This is a genomic window from Kribbella flavida DSM 17836 (genome assembly GCF_000024345.1).
Taxonomy (GTDB): Bacteria; Actinomycetota; Actinomycetes; order Propionibacteriales; family Kribbellaceae; genus Kribbella; species Kribbella flavida.
Genome location: NC_013729.1, coordinates 3,210,958 through 3,232,743 on the forward strand (window position 1 = coordinate 3,210,958; position 21,786 = coordinate 3,232,743).

Annotated in this window: 21 protein-coding genes; 20 read left to right on the forward strand and 1 reads right to left on the reverse strand. The window is 71.0% G+C overall.

Annotation, left to right across the window (positions count from 1 at the left end; translation table 11 throughout):
- The 3 genes from ispG (at position 1) to KFLA_RS14945 (ending at position 2,837) form a co-directional block, all read left to right on the forward strand.
- Positions 1-1,152, forward strand: a complete 1,152-nt coding sequence (gene ispG, locus KFLA_RS14935) for a flavodoxin-dependent (E)-4-hydroxy-3-methylbut-2-enyl-diphosphate synthase (RefSeq protein ID WP_012920636.1) — start codon at positions 1-3, stop codon at positions 1,150-1,152.
- A 230-nt stretch (positions 1,153-1,382) separates the two neighbouring features.
- Entirely contained in the window at positions 1,383-2,264 is an 882-nt protein-coding gene (locus KFLA_RS14940) for a trypsin-like serine protease (protein ID WP_012920637.1), read from the forward strand.
- Positions 2,265-2,291: 27 nt separating this feature from the next.
- Entirely contained in the window at positions 2,292-2,837 is a 546-nt protein-coding gene (locus KFLA_RS14945) for a nucleosidase (protein ID WP_012920638.1), read from the forward strand.
- Between the two features lie 2 nt (positions 2,838-2,839).
- Here the strand turns inward: KFLA_RS14945 and KFLA_RS14950 are convergent, their stop codons facing one another.
- Positions 2,840-3,808 (reverse strand): ArsR/SmtB family transcription factor, encoded by a 969-nt coding sequence (locus tag KFLA_RS14950; RefSeq protein WP_012920639.1) that lies wholly within the window; start codon positions 3,806-3,808, stop codon positions 2,840-2,842.
- Positions 3,809-3,867: 59 nt separating this feature from the next.
- Here KFLA_RS14950 and KFLA_RS14955 point away from each other — a divergent pair, with 59 nt between their 5' ends.
- From KFLA_RS14955 to KFLA_RS15035, 17 genes are all read left to right on the forward strand, one after another.
- The gene (locus KFLA_RS14955) at positions 3,868-5,052 is read left to right on the forward strand and encodes an MFS transporter (RefSeq protein ID WP_012920640.1); all 1,185 of its coding nucleotides are present in this window, start codon (positions 3,868-3,870) and stop codon (positions 5,050-5,052) included.
- A gap of 46 nt (positions 5,053-5,098) precedes the next feature.
- Complete coding sequence (locus KFLA_RS14960) at positions 5,099-5,467, forward strand: MerR family transcriptional regulator (protein ID WP_012920641.1); 369 nt, start codon at positions 5,099-5,101, stop codon at positions 5,465-5,467.
- The gene (gene trxA, locus KFLA_RS14965; protein ID WP_012920642.1) at positions 5,464-5,799 is read left to right on the forward strand and encodes a thioredoxin; all 336 of its coding nucleotides are present in this window, start codon (positions 5,464-5,466) and stop codon (positions 5,797-5,799) included. Before KFLA_RS14960 ends, trxA begins: the two co-directional genes overlap by 4 nt.
- Before the next feature lie 121 nt (positions 5,800-5,920).
- Positions 5,921-6,085 carry a ribbon-helix-helix domain-containing protein gene (locus KFLA_RS14970; protein ID WP_012920643.1) on the forward strand — a complete coding sequence of 55 codons (165 nt, stop codon included), beginning with the start codon at positions 5,921-5,923 and terminating at the stop codon, positions 6,083-6,085.
- Entirely contained in the window at positions 6,082-6,729 is a 648-nt protein-coding gene (locus tag KFLA_RS14975; RefSeq protein ID WP_012920644.1) for a VOC family protein, read from the forward strand. Before KFLA_RS14970 ends, KFLA_RS14975 begins: the two co-directional genes overlap by 4 nt.
- Before the next feature lie 211 nt (positions 6,730-6,940).
- Positions 6,941-8,233: an MFS transporter gene (locus KFLA_RS14980; RefSeq protein WP_158307282.1), complete on the forward strand. Its 1,293-nt coding sequence runs from the start codon at positions 6,941-6,943 to the stop codon at positions 8,231-8,233.
- Positions 8,234-8,260: 27 nt separating this feature from the next.
- Positions 8,261-9,085, forward strand: a complete 825-nt coding sequence (locus KFLA_RS14985; RefSeq protein ID WP_012920646.1) for a GNAT family N-acetyltransferase — start codon at positions 8,261-8,263, stop codon at positions 9,083-9,085.
- An 86-nt stretch (positions 9,086-9,171) separates the two neighbouring features.
- Positions 9,172-10,506: a M14 family zinc carboxypeptidase gene (locus tag KFLA_RS14990; protein ID WP_012920647.1), complete on the forward strand. Its 1,335-nt coding sequence runs from the start codon at positions 9,172-9,174 to the stop codon at positions 10,504-10,506.
- 33 nt (positions 10,507-10,539) lie between these two features.
- Positions 10,540-10,911 carry a DoxX family protein gene (locus KFLA_RS14995; protein ID WP_012920648.1) on the forward strand — a complete coding sequence of 124 codons (372 nt, stop codon included), beginning with the start codon at positions 10,540-10,542 and terminating at the stop codon, positions 10,909-10,911.
- A gap of 124 nt (positions 10,912-11,035) precedes the next feature.
- On the forward strand, positions 11,036-12,799 hold the full coding sequence (locus tag KFLA_RS15000) for a proline--tRNA ligase (protein ID WP_012920649.1): 1,764 nt from the start codon (positions 11,036-11,038) through the stop codon (positions 12,797-12,799).
- Between the two features lie 491 nt (positions 12,800-13,290).
- Entirely contained in the window at positions 13,291-14,136 is an 846-nt protein-coding gene (locus KFLA_RS15005) for a DUF6597 domain-containing transcriptional factor (RefSeq protein WP_148256642.1), read from the forward strand.
- Between the two features lie 185 nt (positions 14,137-14,321).
- Positions 14,322-14,927 carry a dihydrofolate reductase family protein gene (locus KFLA_RS15010; protein ID WP_012920651.1) on the forward strand — a complete coding sequence of 202 codons (606 nt, stop codon included), beginning with the start codon at positions 14,322-14,324 and terminating at the stop codon, positions 14,925-14,927.
- Positions 14,924-15,844 carry an NAD-dependent epimerase/dehydratase family protein gene (locus tag KFLA_RS15015; RefSeq protein WP_012920652.1) on the forward strand — a complete coding sequence of 307 codons (921 nt, stop codon included), beginning with the start codon at positions 14,924-14,926 and terminating at the stop codon, positions 15,842-15,844. Before KFLA_RS15010 ends, KFLA_RS15015 begins: the two co-directional genes overlap by 4 nt.
- A 213-nt stretch (positions 15,845-16,057) precedes the next feature.
- Positions 16,058-16,834, forward strand: coding sequence for a sulfite exporter TauE/SafE family protein (locus KFLA_RS15020; RefSeq protein ID WP_012920653.1), 777 nt, complete (start codon positions 16,058-16,060; stop codon positions 16,832-16,834).
- Between the two features lie 152 nt (positions 16,835-16,986).
- The gene (locus KFLA_RS15025) at positions 16,987-20,097 is read left to right on the forward strand and encodes an AfsR/SARP family transcriptional regulator (RefSeq protein ID WP_012920654.1); all 3,111 of its coding nucleotides are present in this window, start codon (positions 16,987-16,989) and stop codon (positions 20,095-20,097) included.
- A gap of 391 nt (positions 20,098-20,488) precedes the next feature.
- Positions 20,489-21,163 (forward strand): slipin family protein, encoded by a 675-nt coding sequence (locus KFLA_RS15030; RefSeq protein ID WP_041289331.1) that lies wholly within the window; start codon positions 20,489-20,491, stop codon positions 21,161-21,163.
- A 20-nt stretch (positions 21,164-21,183) separates the two neighbouring features.
- Positions 21,184-21,726 (forward strand): hypothetical protein, encoded by a 543-nt coding sequence (locus KFLA_RS15035; protein ID WP_012920656.1) that lies wholly within the window; start codon positions 21,184-21,186, stop codon positions 21,724-21,726.
- The last annotated feature ends 60 nt before the right edge of the window (positions 21,727-21,786 follow it).

A 21,786-nucleotide genomic window follows, 5' to 3' on the forward strand; every position in this document is an offset into this window, starting at 1 on the left:
ATGAGCATCAACCTGGGCATGCCCGCGCTGCCTCCCCCGACCCTCGCCCCGCGCCGCAAGACCCGCCAGATCAAGGTCGGCAAGGTGCTGGTCGGTGGCGACGCGCCGGTGTCGGTGCAGTCGATGACGACGACGCTGACGTCCGACGTGAACAGCACGCTGCAGCAGATCGCCGAGCTGACCGCCGCGGGCTGCGACATCGTCCGGGTCGCCTGCCCGTCGCAGGACGACGCCGACGCGCTGCCGCAGATCGCGCAGCACTCGCAGATCCCGGTGATCGCCGACATCCACTTCCAGCCCAAGTACGTGTTCGCGGCGATCGAGGCCGGCTGCGCGGCGGTCCGGGTCAACCCGGGCAACATCCGCAAGTTCGACGACCAGGTCAAGGAGATCGCCGCCGCCGCGAAGGACCACGGCACCTCGATCCGGATCGGCGTCAACGCCGGCTCGCTGGACCCGCGGCTGCTGAAGAAGTACGGCAAGGCCACGCCCGAGGCGCTGGTCGAGTCGGCGGTCTGGGAGGCGTCGCTGTTCGAGGAGCACGACTTCCACGACTTCAAGATCTCGGTGAAGCACAACGACCCGGTCGTGATGGTGAAGGCCTACGAGTTGCTGGCCGAGCGCGGCGACTGGCCGCTGCACCTCGGCGTCACCGAGGCGGGCCCGGCCTTCCAGGGCACGATCAAGTCGTCGGTCGCGTTCGGTGCGCTGCTGTCCAAGGGCATCGGCGACACGATCCGGGTCTCGCTGTCCGCGCCGCCGGTCGAGGAGGTCAAGGTCGGCCTGCAGATCCTGCAGTCGCTGAACCTGCGCGAGCGCAAGCTGGAGATCGTCTCCTGCCCGTCGTGCGGCCGCGCCCAGGTCGACGTGTACACGCTGGCCGAGCAGGTCACCGCCGGCCTGGAGGGCATGGAGGTGCCGCTGCGGGTCGCCGTGATGGGCTGCGTGGTGAACGGTCCGGGCGAGGCCCGGGAGGCCGACCTCGGCGTTGCGTCCGGCAACGGCAAGGGCCAGATCTTCGTCAAGGGCGAGGTGATCAAGACCGTGCCGGAGTCGCAGATCGTGGAGACCCTGATCGAGGAGGCGATGCGCATCGCCGAGGAGATGGGCGAGCCGGTCGAGGGCGGCGAGCCCACCGTCACCGTCGGCTGACGACCCCACGGTCGCCCGGCGTGCCGCGGGTGGGCGCCCGGTGTGACCGGGCACAGGATCTTGGGACCTTGAACACGTCCTGCCTTGTTCGGGGTCCCGGTTCCCTGTTCGCAGTACCGGCTTCCTGTTCGAGGTCCCGCCGCGGCGTCGCGGGCGCTTCCCCCGCTTCCGGAGTCGGCATAGTCTGCGACCGAACCCGCCTTCCCCGGCGGGTCGTCGGGAGGCAGATCATGAAGCGCAACATCCTCGCCCTGCTCGCCATCGGCGCCGCCGCCTGCGCTGCCACACTGCCCGCCGCGGCGATCAACTCCTACAACGCCGGCCCGGCGCCGGAACGGACCGAGGTCGGTGCCTTCCTGGCCCTGTGGGACACCACCGGCGACGCGGTGCCCGACCGGTTCGACTGGGTCTGCAGTGGCACGATGATCGACGGCGACACCTACCTCACCGCCGCGCACTGCACCGACGACTGGCCGGCCGGAACGCGGTTCTTCGTCTCGCTCGAGCAGGACGTGCAGACGCTGCTGGACCGCGCCGCCGCGGCCGGTCTCACGCCCGCACAGACGGCGGCCGACTTCCTCGCGGACGGCCACGCCGTCGAGGGCGACCCGCACCAGGACCCGGCGTACCCCGGCAACTCGGCCGACTCCCACGACATCGGCGTGCTGGACTTCGCCCACCGACAGGTCACTCCGGCCGACGTCTGGGACTTCACCCCGGCCACGTTGCCGACCGCCGGCCAGTTGGATGCGCTCGGCAACCGCGCGCTGGACGCCGCGCAGTGGCTGGTTGTCGGCTACGGCACGCAGGAGGCGGTCCGTGGGCCGGGCGGTCACACGCATCCCGGTGGCGGGGTCCGGCTGAAGGCTCCGGAGGACTTCAACGCGCTGAACAAGACCTGGGTCCGGCTCGCGATGACCGCGCCGCAGGGCAACGGCGGCGCCTGCTACGGCGACTCCGGCGGACCGAACTACGTCACCCTGAACGGCCGGCTCGTGCTCGCCGCCACCACCATCACCGGCGACGTCCCCTGCTACGCCACGAATGTGACGTACCGGCTCGACACCGTCTCGGCCCGGACCTTCCTGGCGCCGTACGTGAACCTGCCCTGAGCGCCGGCGGCGGATAGTCTTCCGCGGGTGACTCGGTATCTGGTGGTCAGCGCGATCGCGGGCGAGGCCAAGTACGTGCCCGGCAACCTGCCGGTGGTGATCACCGGCATCGGCAAGACCGCGGCCGCGGTGGCCACCGCCCGGGCGCTCGCGGGCATGGACACGTCGGACCTGGTGGTGCTCAACGTCGGTACGACGGGCGCGCTGCGCGACGGGCTGACCGGGGTGTTCCTGCCCAGCGAGGTGGTCAACCACGACGTCAACGCCGACGCGATCCGGGCGCTCGGCCTGGACCCGCGGGAGTCGATCGCGATCGACGGCGGTGACGGGACGGTGCTCGCGTCCGGCGACGTGTTCGTCACGGACCCGGTGCTGCGTGCCCGGCTGGCGGAGCGCGCTCATCTGGTCGACATGGAGGCCTACGGAGTCGCCTTCGCGTGCCGTGAGTACGGCGTACCGGTGCGGCTGGTGAAGCATGTCTCGGACTCGGCGGACGAGTCGGCGATGGACTGGCCCGCTCTGGTCGATGCCAGCGCGAAGGTTCTGGGGGAGTGGGTCCGCGCCCAGCTCTGAGCTCAGAGTTTGGGTGGAGCGCTGTCTTCGGTGGTCGCGACGGCGCGGCCGGTGCTGCTCTGCCAGTACAGGACCTGGCGGCCGCTGCGGCGACGGTGCAGCAGACCGGCGTCGGACAGGACCCGCAGGTGGTCGGCGACCGTGGCCAACGGCAACGAGGTTGTCGCCACCAGCGCCGTCGTACTGATCGGGGCGGCCGCCTCGACCAGGATGCGGGCGCGGTTGCGGCCGAGCAGCCGGACGAGCGGCTCGGCGAGCGGCTGCACCCCGGCGAAGACGCCGGCCACCGGATAACTGACGGCGAAGCGGTCGGGCAGCCGCCAGCTCACGCTGGAGCCACGGCTGTGGGTGGCGATGAACATCAGGTCCCGGCCGCGGATGTCCGTCGGCGGGAAGTCGGCGCGATTGACCTGCAACCGTCCGTTGCCGAGCCAGCGGATGTCCGGACCGAGGCCCCGCAGTACGCCGGACCAGCCGCGCTCGCTGAGGCTCGACGTCCGGGAGACGATGTCGCCCTGGAGGACCCGATAGCGGCGAGCCCAGTCCGGCGCGATGGTGGTGGTCCAGATCCAGCGCAGCAAGTCAGCGGCCTCGGCGGCGAGTCCGCTGCCCTCGACAACCGCTGCGGACAGCGACGAGCGCGCCACCCGGAGATCGGCTCGGATCTGGTCGTCGGTCAGGGCGATCATCGACTCCAGTTCGTCCTCCAGCGCCAAGTCGGGCGCCAGCGGGGGAACGGTGAGGAAGTCGGCGGTCCACCGCGGGCCGAACGCGCTCTCCACGATCGCGGCCTGGAGCGGATGCTCCGCGAAGTGTGCCTCCAGCGCAGGGCGGTGGGCGTCCCGCCAGGCGCGGTACCACGGCTCGGACGGCACTCTCAGCATCTTCAGCGCCGAGACCGTCTCGGTCAGCTGTGAGGTCCCGAACCGCGCGTTGACCAGCACCTCGGCGTCGACGATGAACTCGGACATTGTTTCGCCTCCAACCGAAACTGTAGGTCGTCGCCGCGGTCGCCGCGAGCCTGGTGGGCATGAGCACCTACACCGCGATCTTTCGCCGGGCCGAGTTCCGCAACCTCTGGATCAGCAGCGCGTTGAGCAACGCGGCGGCGACGATGACCAGCCTCACCCTGGCGATCGTCGTGAACGAGCGGACCGGCTCGGCGCTGCTGTCCGCTGCCATCATGTTCGGCCCGTCGCTGGCGCAGGTGGTCGGCGCGTCGACGCTGATGTCGGCGGCCGACACCGCCCGGCCGCGGCGCGTCCTCGTCCTGCTGGCAATCCTGTCCACCTGTGCGGTGGCCGTCCAGGCGATGTTCGACCTGGCGCCCGCTGTCCGGCTGCTGCTCACCCTGGCGGTGGCCTACGGTCTCTCGATCGGAGCCGGAGTGCGGTGGGGTCTGCTGAACGAGGTGGTGGACCGCGACCAGTTCGTGCTCGGCCGGTCGGCGATGAACCTGTCCGTCGGCGCGATGCAGATCGCGGGCTTCGGCGCGGCCGGTCTGCTGCTGCAGGTCTTCGACCCGGCCGAGGTCTTCTGGCTGGCCACTGCCTGCTCAGCACTGACCATTCCGGTCCTCCGGTACGGGCTGTCGAACCGGCCGCCGCGCAGAGTCGGCCGGACCAGCCTGCGCGAGACCTGGCGCGGCAACCGGGTGCTGCTGTCGCAGTCGGCCACCCGCCCCCTGCTGGTCGCGCTCTGCGTGCCGAACGGGCTCATCGTCGGCTGCGAAGCCCTTTTCGTGCCGTACGCCGGTACTGGCGCCGGCCTGCTGCTGGCTGCCGGAGCCGCGGGCATGATGACCGGAGATCTGGTGGTCGGCCGCTTCCTCTCCCGCTCGTCGCGCCGGATCGCCAGCGCCTACCTGCGGTACCTGCTCGCCGTACCGTTCCTCGGGTTCGCCTTCGACCTGCCGCTGGGGGTGCTCGCCGGTCTGGTCGCCCTGGCCTGCGTCGGCTACGCGGCCTCGCTGGCCCAGCAGGAGATGCTGGTCGACGCGACGCCGCTGGAACTGCGCGGGCAGGTCCTCGGTTTGGAGTCCGCGCTGCGGATGACGACGTTCGGCGTCGTTGCCGTCGCCGCCGGCGCGGTCGCCGACCTGGCCGGCTCCAGGTCGACCATCACGGCGCTGGCCGCCCTCTCGCTGCTCGCCTCCGCCGTCCTCACCCGGCCGCTGGCCCGGGCCGCCCGGATCCCGGCGGCTACGCTGGCTTGACCTTGACCCCAAGGGCAGGGTTTAGCGTCGGTGACGAGGAGGCGGGATGCAGATCGGGGAGCTGGCGGCCGAAGCCGGAGTGACGGTCAAGGCGGTGCGGTACTACGAGTCGCAGGGGCTGCTGAAGCCCGAACGGGAGGCGAACGGGTACCGGCGTTACACCCAGGCGGACGTGGTGGTGGTCCGCGAGGTGAAGGCGTTGCTGTCGCTCGGGCTGACCGCGGAGCAGACCTACCCGTTCATCGAGTGCCTGCGCGCCGGCAACGACCGGGCCGACGTGTGCCCGGCCTCGCTGACGGCGTACCGGACCCGGATCGCCGAGGTGGATCGGCGGATCGCCGAGCTGACCACCCTGCGCGGCAAGCTCACCGGCCTCCTCGCCGATGCCGAGAGCTGGAGAAGGAGAACCGCATGAGCACGCTGCAGATAGTTGACGAAAGCAACTTCGCCGAGGTGGTACTGGGCGCGGACAAGCCGGTCCTGGTCGATTTCTGGGCCCAGTGGTGCCCGCCGTGCCACCAGGTCCTGCCCGTCCTGGAGCAGATCGCCGCCGAACGCGCGGACCGCCTGAGCATCGTCAAGCTCAACGCCGACGAGAACCCCGTGATCTCGTCCAGCTACCGGGTGATGGCTCTGCCGACTCTGATCCTGTTCCACCACGGCGAACAGATCTGGTCCGTCGTCGGCGCCCGCCCCAAGGCGTGGCTCCTCAAGAACCTGGACGACGCCCTGCTCACGACGGTGTGAGCCAGGCAGGTCCTCGCCGTGGCGGCCGGGTCGAACGTGACCCGGCCGCCGCAGTCGTTTGCCCCTCCGGATCGAGAGCTGCGGTTGACCGGTAGCGGTCTAGAATGCTAGCAATATAGCCATGGTCGAGGACAGGGGCAAGAAGGCGCAGTTCAACGTGTACCTGCCGCCGGAGCTGATTCGACGGGTCAAGCACAAGGCGATCGACGAAGGGGCGAGTCTGTCGGCGCTGGTCGAGCAGGCGCTCGCCGAGTATCTGGACAAGCACGGGGAGGCGAGGGGATGAGCGGCCAGGTGGTGGTCCGTCCGTTGCGGTTCAGCGCGGACATCGAGGCGATGCGGAAGTTCTACGAGTTGCTCGGCCTGCGCTCGCGAGTGGAGTCCGAGCGCGGCGGCTGGATCGACATGGTGGCCGGCAGCGGCATGGTCGCGCTGCACGACGCGGCGACCTCGGCGACCGGCGGGCGGCCGGGGGAGACCCGGCTGTGCTTCGAAGCCGACGAGATCGACGGGCTGAAGCAGCGGTTGCTCGACGCGGGCCACACCGACGCGACGATCATCGACGAGGCCTTCGGTCGAGCGTTGACGGTGAGCGGGCCCGGTGGCGCGCCGGTGTGGATCGACGAGCGGAGCCGGGATCTCTACGGCTACAAGCTGCACGACGCCGATCCGGACCGGCGCTGGTCGGTCACCCCGTACCTGACCGGTGCGGAGCCGAAGGACTGGCAGCGGTTCCTGGAGCAGCTCGCGACCGGTGCCCGGCTGCACTACGGCCCCGGCGATTTCGACGTACGGGTCGAGCTCACCGCGACCGAGGACCCGGCCGCCGTGAGCGACCGGTTGTCGGCCGCGGGCTTCGAGCCGTCGCGGGACGAGGAAGGCCTGACCGTCGTCGACCCGGACGGCCGGCCGCTGCGGATCCGCTGCTGAGCGAGTCGGTGATCATACGCCGGGCACCGTCGAGAACGTCGGCGGAGCTGCCCGTTCGGCCACGAGACCTCGCCAGTAGCGTCCGTTGGGCCGGCGGGGTTCAGGTAAGAGGAGGGGTTCTGAGTGCTGTGGACGTTGGATGTGCGGGTGACGAATTGCGGCGTCGGCGCGGAGATGGCCTGGATGAGCCGTGCCGCCGGATGATCCCGAGGTGGTGAACGTGCCCCGGCCGCAGGGAAGCCCGCAGGAAGGCCCGCAGGAGCCGGTGCGGTTGCGGGACGACCCGGACTTCCGCCGGTACTGGCTGGCGCGGGCGTTGTCGACGACCGGGTCGATGGTCACGCTCGTCGCGTTGCCGGTGCTCGTCTACCGGCTGAGCGGCTCGCCGTTCCTGACCGCGTTGGTGACCGCGCTCGAAGCAGCGCCGTACCTGCTGGCCGGGCTCTTCGCCGGAGCGTTGGCCGACCGCTGGAACCGGCGCCGGGTGATGGTCGTCGCCGACTTCGTCAACGCCGTGCTGATCGCCTCGATCCCGCTCGCGTACTGGCTCGACGTGCTCACGGTCGCACAGGTGCTGGTGATCGGCTTCCTGGTCCAGGGGGTCGCGACGTTCTTCGACGGCGCCAACTTCGGCGCCCTGCCGGTGCTCGTCGGTCGCGCCCGCGTCGCCCAGGCGAACGCCGCGGTCTGGACGGCGTCCAGCTTGGTGGAGCTGTTCGTCCCGCCCCTGGCCGGCCTCGCGCTCGCGGTGATGAACCCGGCCTCGCTGCTGGTCCTGGACGCACTGAGCTTCGCCGCCTCGGCGCTGGCGGTGCGCGGCATCGTCCGGGCGATGTCGCACCGGCGGGACGCCAGGGCCCCGCTGCGGCCGAAGGTGGTGTTCGCCGACATCGCCGAGGGTGTGCGGTTCCTGGTCAACCACGCGGGTGTGCGCACGATGACCATCGTCGGCGCCATCCAGTCGTTCGCCGGCGGCGGCTTCGTCGCGCTGATGGTGGTCTGGTGCGACCGCGTGCTGGGCGTCGGTACGTCGGGGCTGCGGTTCGGCCTCGTGTTCGGTGCCTGGGGGATCGGCGGCCTGGTGGCGGCGCTCGGCCTTCCGCGGCTGCTCCGGCGGCTGCAGCCGGCCGCGATCACGCTGTACGCGATCCCGGTGTCGGCCGCGCTCGGCGTCGTCACCGCGCTGATGCCGACCTGGCCGCTGGCCGCGATCGCGTTGCTGGTCTGGGGTTCGGCGTACGTGCTGGTGATCGTGAACTCCATCTCCTACCGCCAGCAGGTCACCCCGGAGCACCTGCTCGGCCGGGTGAACACGGCCGGCCGGATGCTGTCGTGGGGTGTCGGGTGGACGACGGGATCGATCGTCGGCGGCGTGATCGGCAGCCAGCTGGGGATCCGGCCGGCGATGGTGGCGCTGGGCGTCTTCTCCTTCACCGGGGTGCTGGTCGCCTGGACCTCGCCCCTGCGCCGACTCGCGGCGAGCGGTGACCCGTTGCGCGCCTGACGGGGCACGATCGGCTAGGTTCTGCGCGTGGGCGTACGGGTTCTCGGTCCTCGCGACCTCTCAGCCGCGCGGGCCGTCATCGCCCGCGATCCGGTCGTGAACGTGTTCGTGGACAGTCTCGTGCAGGCCTCGGGACTGGATCCTCGCCGGGGTGCGGAGGTCTGGGGGTACGTCGAGAAGGGCGTGCTCGAGTCGCTGTGCCACGCCGGCGGCAACATGGTCCCGGTCGGCGCCGACGAGGCCGCGCTGAGGGCCTTCGCCGCCTACGCGCTGCGGCGCGGCCGGACGTGCTTCCAGATCCTCGGTCCGGCTCGCGCGGTCGACGTGCTGTGGACCGCGCTCGAGCCGCACTGGGGGCCGGCCCGGGAGGTCCGCGACGAGCAGCCGTTCATGGTGATCGAGACGGCGCCGGCGGTGGCACCGGACCCGCTGGTCCGCGCGGTGGAACCGGTCGAGCTGCCGATTCTTTACCCGGCCTGCGTCGCGATGTACACCGAGGAGGTCGGCGTCCCGCCGCAGACCGGCCCGGACGGCACCTTCTACCGGTCCCGGGTCGCCGAGCTGATCCGGGCCGGCCGGGCGTTCGCGCGGATCGAGGACGGCAAGGTCGTGTTCAAGGCCGAGGTCGGCTCGGTCGGCACCGGCGTGTGCCAGATCCAGGGGGTGTGGGTCGATCCGGAACGCCGTGGCGAAGGGCTGGCCGCGCCCGGGATGGCCGCCGTGGTGGAGCTCGCCCGGCAGATCGCACCGGTGGTGACGCTGTACGTGAACGCGTTCAACACGCCCGCCCGGGCGGCGTACGAGCGGGTCGGGTTCCGGACCATCGAGACGTTCGCGACGATCCTGTTCTGAGGCTGAGTGCTCACTGTGATGGCCTGTCGACCCTGAGTGAGGTTTGCTGATCCGCAGCGCCGCCCCGCCTGTGGAAGGAAAGGTCGATGCGAAGAATTGCTGTCCCCTTGGCCTGCCTGGTTCTCGCCGCGGCCGTCGTCGCCGCCCCGGCGGGAAGCGCGGCCCCTGAGCCGGTCGCGGCCACCACTCCCGCCGAACCCGCCTACTACTCGCTCGTGCTGCCGGCCGGAGTGACGGTGGCCGACCTGGTCCGCGCGGGCTACGACATCGGTCACGGTCACCGATCCCGGCCGATGGTGGTCGCGACGCCGGAGGAGGCCGCCCGGTTGCGCGATCGCGGGATCACGCTCGGCAAGGTCGGCACTGTGTACCGGCCGGTCTCCCCAGCAACGGACGCAGCCGGTACGACATACTACGGCGGCTACCACACCTCGGCCGGCCATGAGCAGCACAACGCGGAAGTCGCTGCAGCGCACCCGGACCTGGTCCGGCTCTACGACATCGGCGACTCGTGGAAGAAGACAAAGGGTCACGGCGGCCACGACATCCAGGCGCTCTGCATCAGCAAGCTCGTCGCCGGCGACTGCGCGCTGAGCAGCACCGGGCAGAAGCCGAAGTTCGTGCTGCACGCGCAGATCCACGCCCGTGAGGTGGTCACCGGGGAGCTGGCCTACCGCTGGATCGACCTGCTCGTCTCGTCGTACGGCAAGGATCCGGCGATCACTTCGCTGATGGACACCCGGGAGCTGTGGGTGGTGCCGATGGCGAACCCGGACGGCGTCGACGTGGTCGCCTCATCGCCGTCCCGGCCGGTGCTGCAGCGCAAGAACGTGAACGACTCCGTGGGCGGATGTCCCGCAGCCGAGGCCGGCGTCGACCTGAACCGGAACTCCGGCTTCCAGTGGGATCCGCGGCAGGGCGGCCCGTGCGACGAGACCTATCCCGGCGCGAAGGCGGTCTCGGAGCCGGAGACGATCGCCGTTCAGGGCCTGCTCGACAAGCTGTTCCGCGACACCAAGGGCGACGTCGGCGAACCGGCTGCGGCCGACACGACCGGCGTCTTCCTGTCGCTGCACAGCTACGGCAACGACATCCTCGCGCCGTACGGCTACACCAACACCGCGGCGCCGAACCGGGCCGCGTTGATTGCCCTGGGCAAGAAGATGGGTGCGCTGAACGGGTACCCGGTGTCCACCGGTGACGGCGGAGTCGGCTACTTCGCGCCGGGGGCGACCGACGACTGGTTGTACGGCACCCGCGGGGTCGCGTCGTACACGTTCGAGGTGGGCGACCTGTCCGGGACCTGCGGTGGCTTCCTGCCGGCGTACCGCTGCGTCGACTCCACCTTCTGGCCCAAGAACAAGGCCGCTTTCCTGTACGCGGCGAAGGCGGCCGCGGCGCCGTACGGCACGCTGCCCTGACGGTGGCTACCGCCAGGTAATAAGGTGCTGCTCATGACTGGACGGAGCAGGAGCACCACGGGGCTGGCGGGCTTGTTCGCGGTGATGGGTGTGCTGCACTTCGTCAAGCCGAAGCCGTTCGAGCGGATCGTGCCGAAGGCGTTGCCGGCCAAGAAGGAACTGGTCTACGCCTCCGGGGTGGCCGAGCTCGCCTGCGCGGCGGGGCTGCTGCACCCGCGGACGCGGCGGGTCGCCGGGCTGGCGAGCGCCGCCCTGCTGACCGGGGTGTTCCCGGCGAACGTGCAGCTGGCGCTGGACCTGAACCGGAAGGGATCGCCGCGCGCCAAGGCGGTCGCGTTCGCCCGGCTGCCGCTGCAGCTACCGCTGATCCGGGCCGCGCTGAAGGCGGCGCGCGAGACGACCTGACCCGTCCCGCGCGGCCCGGCGGACCGAGGGTGTGGAAAAGTAGGCGGAAGCACTGCGCCGGGACGGATATCCTCTTGGTCGACAGTTGTTCCACTTTCCTACTGGTATTCGCCTGGAGACTCCCGTGATTCTGCGCATGTCGTCGTTGTTCCTCCGCACCCTTCGCGAGGATCCGGCGGACGCGGAGGTCCCGAGCCACAAGCTGCTCGTCCGCGCCGGCTACATCCGCCGCACGGCACCGGGGATGTACACCTGGCTGCCGCTGGGGCTGCGGGTGCTGCGCAACGTCGAGAAGATCGTGCGCGAGGAGATGGACGCGATCGGGGCGCAGGAGCTGGTCTTCCCGGCGCTGCTGCCGCGCGAGCCCTACGAGGCGACCGGCCGGTGGACGGAGTACGGGCCGAACCTGTTCCGGCTGAAGGACCGCAAGGGCGCCGACATGCTGCTCGGGCCGACGCACGAGGAGATGTTCACCCTGGCGGTGAAGGACCTGTACTCGTCGTACAAGGACCTGCCGCTGTCGATCTACCAGATCCAGAACAAGTACCGCGACGAGGCGCGGCCGCGGGCCGGCGTGCTGCGCGGGCGTGAGTTCGTGATGAAGGACTCCTACTCCTTCGACGTCGACCAGGCCGGCCTGCAGGCGTCGTACGACCTGCACCGCAAGGCCTACATCCGGATCTTCGACCGGCTCGGCTTCGACTACGTGATCGTGCAGGCGATGTCCGGCGCGATGGGCGGCTCGGCGTCGGAGGAGTTCCTGGCCGTCGCGGAGAACGGCGAGGACACCTTCGTCCGCTCGCCGGGTGGCTACGCGGCCAACGTCGAGGCGGTCGTGGTGCCGCAGTCGCCGCCCGTCGACGCGTCGGCGGTGCCGGCCGCCGAGGTGGTCGACACCCCGGACACGCCGACCATCGACACCCTGGTCGAGACGCTGAACGCCAAGCACCCGCGCACCGACGGCCGGCAGTGGACCGCCGCCGACACGCTGAAGAACGTGCTGGTCACGCTGGTGCACCCGGACGGGACGCGCGAGCCGCTGGCGATCGGCGTACCGGGTGACCGCGCGATCGACGAGAAGCGGCTCGGCGCGCAGGTCGAGCCGGCCGAGGTGGTCGCGTTCGACGACGCCGAGTTCGCCAAGAACCCGGCGCTGGCCAGGGGCTACATCGGCCCCGGCGCGCTCGGCAAGGACAGCGAGTCCGGCATCCGGTACCTGCTCGACCCGCGCGTCGCCGAGGGCTCGGCGTGGGTGACCGGCGCGAACAAGACCGGCTTCCACGTGATCAACCTGGTGCACGGCCGCGACTTCACCGCCGACGGCACGATCCAGGCCGCCGAGGTCCACGACGGCGACGAGGCGCCGGACGGCTCCGGCCCGCTGCAGAGCGCGCGCGGCATCGAGATGGGACACATCTTCCAGCTCGGCCAGAAGTACGCCGAGGCGCTCGACCTCAAGGTGCTCGACCAGAACGGCAAGCTCGTCACCGTCACGATGGGTTCGTACGGCGTCGGCGTGACCCGCGCCGTCGCCGCGATCGCCGAGGGCAACCACGACGAGCTCGGCCTGATCTGGCCGCGCGAGATCACCCCGGCGGACGTCCACCTGGTTGCCACCGGCAAGGAGACCGAGGTCTTCGCCAAGGCCGCCGAGCTCGCCACCGAGCTGGAGTCCCGCGGGCTGACCGTGCTGTACGACGACCGCGAGAAGGTGTCGCCCGGCGTGAAGTTCAAGGACGCCGAACTGCTCGGCATCCCGACCATCGCCGTCGTCGGCAAGGGCCTCGCCGACGGCACCATCGAGGTCAAGGACCGCCGCTCCGGCGACCGCACCGACGTCGCTGTCACCGAGGTCGTCGACAAGCTGGTCGAGGTCGTTCGCGGCTGATTCGTCCCGTTGGTCAGAAGCCTCCGTCCTTCCGACGGAGGCTTCTGGCTTTGCCGGCTCCGCTGCGAAGAAGTGGGATGGGGGCAGGTGGCTCCACATCGTGTGCTGGTGTCTGCTGCCGGTAGGTGGTGGCTCACCTTGTCGCGGGTGGTTGGGGTTGACCCCCGAAATGGTTCGTGGTGCTGCGTGTCGCGCCCACCCGCCCTGAGGTGTGGGGCGGGCACGGTGATCGGCGACCCCGGGGGTGCGCTGCGCGGTGGCGGGTGGTTTGTTCGTGCGGCACTGCCCGGGGTTTGGCGCTGTGCGCGGTCATCGTGGTTGGCGCTGCGCGGTGGCGGAAGGTTGGTCGGGGCGCTGCGCGCCGGCCAGTGAACGGCTGACGCGCGCAGCCGAGTGCTCGGGCAACCCCCAGCACACCGTCCCACCCCCCAACCTCTTGCCCCACAACGAAAACCCTTGACCCCGAACCGCCCAAGCGGTTCAGTCGAGTGGTGGTCAGCGGGGAGTCCTACCTCGAGCGTCCGCCCCTGCCGGGGCTCGCGGGAACGGTGCGCACGGTGTGGATCCAGCGCACCGGCGACTCCGCGTACGTCCAGCGGCATCTGCCCACCGGCGGTGTAGAGCTGCACTTTCCGATCGGTGGGCCGGCTCAGTTGCTAGGTCCGTTGACCGGGCCGCAGGTCGAGGTGATTCCGGCGCAGACGACCATGCTCGGCGTGCGATTTCACCCGGGAGCCGCGCCGCCGATGCGGGCGGCGGTGCTGAATGAGCTGGTGGACCAGCGGCTGGAGCTGGCCGAGCTGTGGGGGAGTGCGGCGGACCGGCTCGCGGAGACGACGGCCGCGGCGGCGACGCCGGAGCGGGCGCTGGCGCTGCTGCAGGTCCACCTCGTGCAGGAGATTCGGCGGACGGAGGACGGGGATCGGCTGATCGGTGCGGCGGTGCGGGCGTTGATGCCCTGGCAGCCGGTCGACATCGACAGCTTGGCGAGTCGTCTGGCGCTGTCGGGAAGTCAGCTGCGGCGGCGCTGCCTGCAGGCGGTGGGGATGACCCCGAAGGTGCTGCAGCGGACCTTGCGGTTCCAAGGATTTCTCGCGCTGGCTCAGGCCGGCGTTACGGCGACGGGGCGGCGTGGCGCGGACGGTATGACCGGACTGGCGGCCGACGTCGGGTACGCCGACCAGGCTCACCTCGGCCGGGAATGTCTCCGCCTGACCGGCCTCACCCCGCGGCAGCTGCTCGGTGGCAGCCTCGACCGGTGTGCCTGCGGGCACGACCACTCGGCGTCCTACCGCCCGCTCCTCGCGACCCGGGACAGGCTGCTGGTCCGGGTCTGACCCTGCGCGATTTGTTCAAGACGCCGCCGCCTCGCCGCTCGTAGCTTGAACGCGCGCGGGTTCACCACCCTCGACGACCCGGCCGCCGCGTATCCCCGCAAGCAACCTTCCACGGCTGATCGTCATCAAGAGGGTGTACGGCCCGGAGTTCCCGCACGCCATCGGAAACCCAGTGAAGGAGCGACATGAGCAAGGTTCTCACCGCGCACGCCGTCTCGGTCGACGGCTACATCAGCGGCCGTACGCCGGACGGCGGGGAGGAGTTCGGTCGCGGTCTCGGCGACGCGGCCACGCTCTTCGACTGGTACCTGGACGGCGACACGCAGAGCCAGGCGTTCGCCGGGTTCAAGCTCAGCGCGCCGAGTGCCCGGTTCTTCGACACCCTGGCGGCGCGGGTGGGAGCGACGGTTGCCGGGCGTACGACGTACGAGCACTCCGGGCACTTCGGTGGCGGGAGTCCGCATCCGACGGCGCCTCTGTTCGTGCTGAGTCACCGGCCGGCTCCCGAGATCAGCGAGCGGCAGACGCTCGTCACCACCGGCATCGCGGACGCGATCGCGGCGGCCCGAGAGGTTGCCGGTGACAAGGACGTCGCGCTGATGGGCGGCGGCGTGGTGACGTCGGCGCTGGCCGCCGGCCTGCTCGACGAGGTGGTCCTGCACCAGGTGCCCGTCCTGCTGGGCGGCGGACGCAGCTTCTTCCAGGAGGTTCCCCAGCACGTGCAACTCCGGCTGGTCGCGGCCATCCCGGCACCCGGCGTGACCCACCTCCACTACGAGGTGGTCCGATGATCCTCGTCACCGGTGGGCTGGGCATGATCGGCGCCCACACCGCTCGCGCGCTCGCCGACCTCGGGCAGGAGGTCCTCGTCACCTCCCACCGCCGGGCCGAGGTCCCGCCGTTGCTTGCGGGCAAGGTCACCGTCGCATCGCTCGACGTCACCGACCGGGACGCGTTTCTCGCCCTCGGCGAACGCCACCAGATCAGCGACATCGTCCACCTGGCCGGCAGCATCCCCGGTGAGGATCCGGTCAGCTTCTTCCGTACGGACCTGACCGGCCTGCTCAACGCGCTCGACGCCGCCCGGACCTGGGGGGTGCGCAGGTTCGCCGTCGCCAGCAGCCTCGGCGTGTACATCGGCCGGAGCGAGATCCCCTGGCACGAGGAGCTCGCCCTGCCCACCGCAGAGCTGCCGCACCTGATCATCGCCTTCAAGAAGGCCGTCGAACCACTCGCCACCCACAGCCTCCAGGGCAGCGGCGTCCAGCCGGTCCTGCTCCGGATCGGGACGATCTGGGGACCGCTGGTCGACCCGGAATCGCCGTTCTTCCACATTCCGCCGTACATCAGCGCCGTGCTGCGGGGTGAGAAGCCGAACCCGCTGTACGCCGACGACGGCGGCGACTGCTGCTACGCACCGGACGCCGGGCGCGCGATCGCGTCCCTGATCACCACCGAGACGCTGGCGCACAGCACCTACAACGTGTCCAGCGGCCGGCCGGTCACCAACCGCGAGTTCGCCGACGCCCTGCAGGAGATCACGCCCGGCCTGCAGCTGGACGTCCTGCCCGGACGGCAGCACGACCCTGGCCCCGATCCGTACCTCGACATCACGCGGCTCACCCGGGACACCGGCTTCGAGCCGGCCTTCCACGTAGCCACGGCGGTCACCGACTACGTCGCGTGGCGCGCCGGCAACCCGCGCTGACGACCGCCGGCACCCCGCGCTGGCGAGCGCCAGCGGCGTGCGGTACGGAACCACACGGACCGCTGCCGCGAGCCGTGTGCGGTACGGACACCGCCCAGGTCCGGCTGTGGGCTTCGTCTCGTCCGCTGCGGTAATGGTTGAGCGGAACAATGTCATGACCTGATCCTTGGCCCGTGACTTCTTCGCCTCGTGCCGCGCGCTCAGGGTGGCGTCGTGCCTGACGTTTCGTTGTGGACGATCGTCTTCCTGGTGATCGCGGCGTTCTCGGCCGGCTGGATCGACGCGGTCGTCGGCGGTGGCGGGCTGATTCAGCTGCCCGCGATGCTGCTGGGCCTGCCGAACGCCTCGCCGGCGCAGATCCTGTCGACCAACAAGATCTCCTCGCTGTGCGGTACGGCGACCAGCGCTGTCACGTTCGGCGTCAAAGTGCGGCCGGACCGGCGCACGGTGGTGCCGCTGGCGCTGCTGGCCGGGCTCGGCGCCGCGGCCGGAGCGTTGGTGGCGACGAAGATCCCGATGGCGTGGTTCAAGCCGATCGTGCTGGTGCTGCTGATCGCCGTGGCCGTCTACACCGCGGTGAAGCCGACACTCGGTGCCCTGACGGCCCTGCGGTTCGACGGCCGGAACCACTACGTCGCGGCCGGGGCGGTCGGCCTGCTGATCGGCTTCTACGACGGCGCGGTCGGCCCGGGCACCGGGTCGTTCCTGATCTTCGCGCTGGTCGGGCTGCTCGGCTACAACTTCCTCCAGGCGAGCGCGAAGGCCAAGATCGCCAACGTCGCCACCAATCTCGGCGCGATCGCGGTCTTCGCCGCCGGCGGCGCGCCGTTGTGGCGCCTCGGCCTGATCATGGGCGCCGCCAACATGCTGGGCGGCCTGCTCGGCGCCCGGACGGCGGTCGCTCGGGGCAGCCGGTTCGTCCGGATCATCTTCCTGGTCGTCGTCAGCGCCCTCATCCTCCGCCTCGCCTACGACGTCTTCTGGCTCTGAGCCGCCGTCCGGCCCTGACCCGGAAGACGTCGTCAGCCGGCGTCCGGCCCACGTGATCAGCGTGTGGACAACCGCAGAGAACTGTCGATGCGGTCCAGTACGGTCACGCTGTGGTTGCCGGTGCTGCCGACGCGTGAAGGTGAGGCGACGAAGTGGAGGAGCTGCGCTTCCGCATCCTCGGGCCCGTCGGGGTACGCCGTGCCGGCGCCGAGATCCCGCTGCGGGCCCGCCGGCTGCGGACGCTGCTGATCGCCCTGCTGATCCAGCCCCACCGCGTGGTTCCGACGGCGGAGCTGGTCGAGGCGCTCTGGGGTGCCGACCTGCCCGCAGGTCCCGAGCGGGCGTTGCAGACCGCGGTGTCGCGGCTGCGCGCCGCCTTGGGGCCGGCGGCCTCGGTGATCAGGACCGTTCCGGGCGGCTATCTGATCGCGGTGGAGCCTGAGCAGCTCGACCTGGCCGAGTTCCGCGCGTTGGTGGACTCGGCGGCCGCCGAGGAAAAGCTGTTGCCAAAAGCAAAGATGCTGGACGAGGCGCTGGCGCTGTGGCGGGACGTGCCGCTGTCCGGGACCGGGGTGGAGGCGCTCGAGGGGCGGCCCTGGCTGATCGAGGAGCGGTTGCAGGCGATCGAGCGGCTGATCGACGTCAGACTGGCGCTGGGGGAGCACAGCGCGCTGCTCGCCGAGCTGGCGAAGCTGACCCAGCAGTACCCGCTGCGTGAGCGGTTCTGGATTCAGCACATGATCGCGCTGTACCGCGCCGGCCGCCAAGCCGACGCACTCGCGGCGTACCGCCGGCTGGAGACCCGGCTGGCCGAGGAGCTCGGAGTGGATCCCGGCGCCGAGACCCGCGAAGTACGGCAGGCAATCCTCGCCGGGGAGGCGCTCGCCGCCGGGTCTGCGGGGCAAGGTGGTGCACGGACCGATGAGGCTGATCCCGGGCCGGACGATGACCCGGGCGAGGCCTGGCGGGAGCACCGGCAGCTGCCGATGGATCTGGCGGACTTCGTCGGGCGCGAGGAGGCGATCGGCCAGCTCACCGAGCGGCTGTCGCAGGACGCCGCCCTGCCGGTGATGGTCGTGTCCGGTCCTCCCGGCGTCGGCAAGTCGGCGCTCGCCGTGCATGTCGCGCATCGGCTGCGCGACCGGTTTCCCGACGGCCAGTGGCACGTCCGGCTCGCCGGTGCGAGCGCAGCGCCGCGAGACCCGGCAGAGGTCCTCGGCGAACTGCTCGGCCTGGCCGGGATCGATCCGTACGCGGTGCCCGCCGACCTGGAAGCCCGGGCAGCGTTGCTGCGCTCCACCCTGGCCGACCGCCGGGTGCTGATCGTTCTGGACGACGCCCGCGACGCCGGCCAGGTCAGGCCGTTGCTGCCGGGGACCGCCGGCAACGCCGTCCTGGTCACGAGCCGCAACGAGCTCACCGCGCTCATGGTCACGGTCGGAGCCCGGACGACGCGGCTCGGCATGCTCGGCGAGCACGAGGCCGCCGACCTCCTGAGCTGCATGCTCGGCGCCGAGCGGGTCGCCGCCGAACGGCAGGCCGCCGCCGACCTGGCCGAGGTGTGCGGACGCCTCCCTCTCGCGCTGCGTATCGCCGCAGGTCACCTCGTCAGCTACCCGGACCAGCCCATCGCGCAGTACGTCGAGCTGCTGCGGACCGGTGACCGGCTCGAAGAGCTCGCAATCGGCGACGGCCCGGACACCGCCGTGGCCGCCGCCTTCGCGCTCTCGTACGAATCCCTGCCGCGGCCGGCCCGGCGGCTGTTCGCCCTGCTCGGGGTCCTGCCGTGCGGAGACTTCACCGCGCCCGTGGCCGCCGCGCTGCTGGACTGCCCGTCCCCGGACGCGGGCCGCCTGCTCGACCTTCTGGTCGGCGTCAACCTGCTCCAGCGGCAGCACAGCCGGTACGGCATGCACGACCTCATCCGCCTGTACGCCGTCCGCCGGGCCGAGGGGGAGCCGGGTGCCGAGCAGGCCTGGACGAGGGTCGTCGACTGGTACCTGCGCACAGCCGATGCGGCCGTTGACTTCCGTTACCGCGGGTACGTGCAGCTCACCGGTCGGCTGTTCGACGAAAATCCGTTCGATCGGGCGCAGCAGGCCGACGCATGGCTCGCCGCCGAGCTGCCGAACCTGGTCGAGTGCGTCATGGCCGCGGCCGAGTGCGGACCGTACGAGCAGGCGTGGCGGTTGGTCGACGTCCTGCGGCACTACTTCAACACCGACGATTTGGTGGGTGCGTGGCGACCCGCGGCCGCCGCGGGGTTGCGGGCCGCCCTCGCGAGCGGCGACCGGGCCGGTGAGGGGGCGATGCGGCACAGCCTCGGGGTCCTGCTTGCCGCAACCGGCGACAACCTGGCCTCGATCGAGCAGCTGACCGCTGCCAGCGAGTGCTACGCGGAGGTCGGCTTCCGGCTCGGTGAGGCCGCGCTGCTGTGCAATCTCGGCATGGCGCACGACGACCTCGGTGAGTCGACGCGGGCGGCCGAGCTGCTGCAGCGCGGGATCGCGATCTTCCGCGCGCTGGGGCGGGGAAGCAGCCTCGCGCCCGCACTGCACAGCCTGAGCAACGTCCGCTGGAACCTGGGCGAGCTGGACGCAGCTCTGGCGGCGGCCAACGAGGCGCTGCAGATCGAGCCGGCCGGCCGGCCGGGCAGCATCGCGCTGCTCAACCGCGCCACGATCCGCCGGCTGCAGGGCGAGGCGGAGCTGGCAGAGCGGGACTTCGCGGCAGCGATTGCGCTGTCGGAGCGGACCCCGGTGGCGGCGTACTACGAGTTCGGGTTGCTGCTCGCCGATCTCGGCCGGTACGACGAGGCGGAGGCACAGGCCCGCAGGTCGCTGGAGATCAGCCGACGGGACGGCCTGGAGTGGCACGAGGCCAGTGCGCTGAACGTGCTCGGGATCGCCTGCCGGGGGAAAGGGCAGTGGGACGAGGCGGTCCGGCACCACTCCGCGGCTCGCGACATCGCCGTCCGGCTGGGACATCGCGCGACGGAAGCCGAAGCACTGCTCGGACTGGCAGGCGTCGCGTTGGCCCGGCGGCAACTCGCCGATGCGCTGGAGCTCGGCCGGCAGGCACGCGGCCTCGCCTCCGAACTGCAGCAGCGGATCGTGCAGTGCCGCGCCCTGCTGCTGCTCGCCGAGACCAGCCGACTGGCCGGCCATTCGGACGACGCCAACCGCTACGCCGCCGAAGCAGCCGACCTGCAGCAGTCCACCGGCTACCGCCCGATCGCTCCGGCCGGAGTCTGCTTGCCCTAGGCAACGCCGGTGCCCACCGGGTCGCAAAGCAGTTGCTGCCCCGGGTGTTCTGACCGCACACTGATGCACGCACGGCCAGATCAGCAGTGGGACCGGCAGTTGCCGGGACAGTTCTGCGCGTTGTACCTGGCCAATGGATGCGGCTTTGCAACGGACAAGGCTCCACACCAAGGTCTGTCCCGGTGCGCACGCTGTCCCGGCCCACGGCCCTGCAGGCCCGGCTGCTCGTCACGAGCCGGTTCCTCCGCCGCGAGCCGGGGTGCGCACCGGGCCGGACCGGGCAACGAACAACAGGGGCCGGAAGCAACCGGCCGAACAGTGCTGTGATCGGCAGCGACCGGTCGAGGAGGATGTGCCGGCCGCAGTGGCCGGTCGACACAGGGGAGGGACGATGGCGAAGATCACCGTGCAGGCGCACGAGCGGGTGCTCGTGTACCGCGACGGCGTCTTCGAGGCGCAGCTGGAGCCCGGCCGGTCGACCGTCCGCCAGTCCCGCCGTACCCGGCAGGAGCGGATCGACCTGCGGCTGCGCCAGCTGTCCGTCACCGGGCAGGAAATCTTCACCGCGGACGGCGTGACGGTCCGGGTGACCGCGATCGTTCGCTGGCGGGTGAGTGACCCGCGCGCCTTCGTCGAGCAGGCGGCGGCCCCCGAGGAACTGCTGCACGTCGCCCTCCAGCTTGCTGTGCGCGACGCGATCGGCCGGCACGAGCTGGACGACCTGCTGCGGGCCGAAGGCCGCGACGCGGTCACCGCGGCCCTGGCCGAACCCGTCCAGGCGCAGGTCGCCGGCCTCGGCATCACCGTGCTCGGCGCCGCGATCCGCGACCTCGGCGTCGTCGGTGAACTGCGTGCAGCGCTGGCCGAGACCGCCCTGGAACGTCAGCGCGGCCGGGCGGCCCTCGAACGCGCCCGCGGCGAGGCGGCGGCGCTGCGTTCGCTCGCCAACTCGGCCAAGCTGCTCGACGACCACCCGGCGCTCGCCACCCTGCGTCTGGTCCAGGCGGCCGGCGAGTCCGGAGCCACCGTCGTGCTGACTCCGGACGGCCTGCCCGCGCGCACCTGACCGTGTCCTAAGGTCGCCTCATGCCGACGCCGCCGCTGACGCCCCGGCCGACCGCCACCCTGTTCGCCGGCCGGGTCCACGTCGCGTACATGCAGCTCTACGTGATGAGCGGCAGCGGCTTCGCCACCGACCCGGACCAGGCGAACAAGGGCCAGGTGAACGGACTCTGTGGCGCGGCCGTGCCGGGCATGCTCTTCCTCACCACCGGCCTGCACACCGGTGCCACCCACCTCACCATCGAGCAGTACGACGAGGAGCCTGCCCTCGACGACGCGTGGGAGGAGATCGTCGAGGTGTCGTTCCGGCCGGACGACGAGCTCGTCAGCCTGGTCGAGTGGGCGGGACAGGCGAGCTACCCGTTCCTGCTCCCGGTGCAGTACTACCGGGTCCGGTACTGCGCGACCGGCATGGACGCGGCGTCCGCCGCCGACGTGGTGACCGGCGACGAACCACCACTCGATCGGTACCTGCTGCAGCTGTGGCCGGATTTCCCGCAGCCGGACCGGATCCGCCGGCAGACCGCGGACGTCGCGGCGTACTGGCACCAGGCCTGGCGGGACTGATTCGCCGGCCGGACCACTGGTATTACTGGTATTGCTGAGACAGATTCGATCCATGCGACT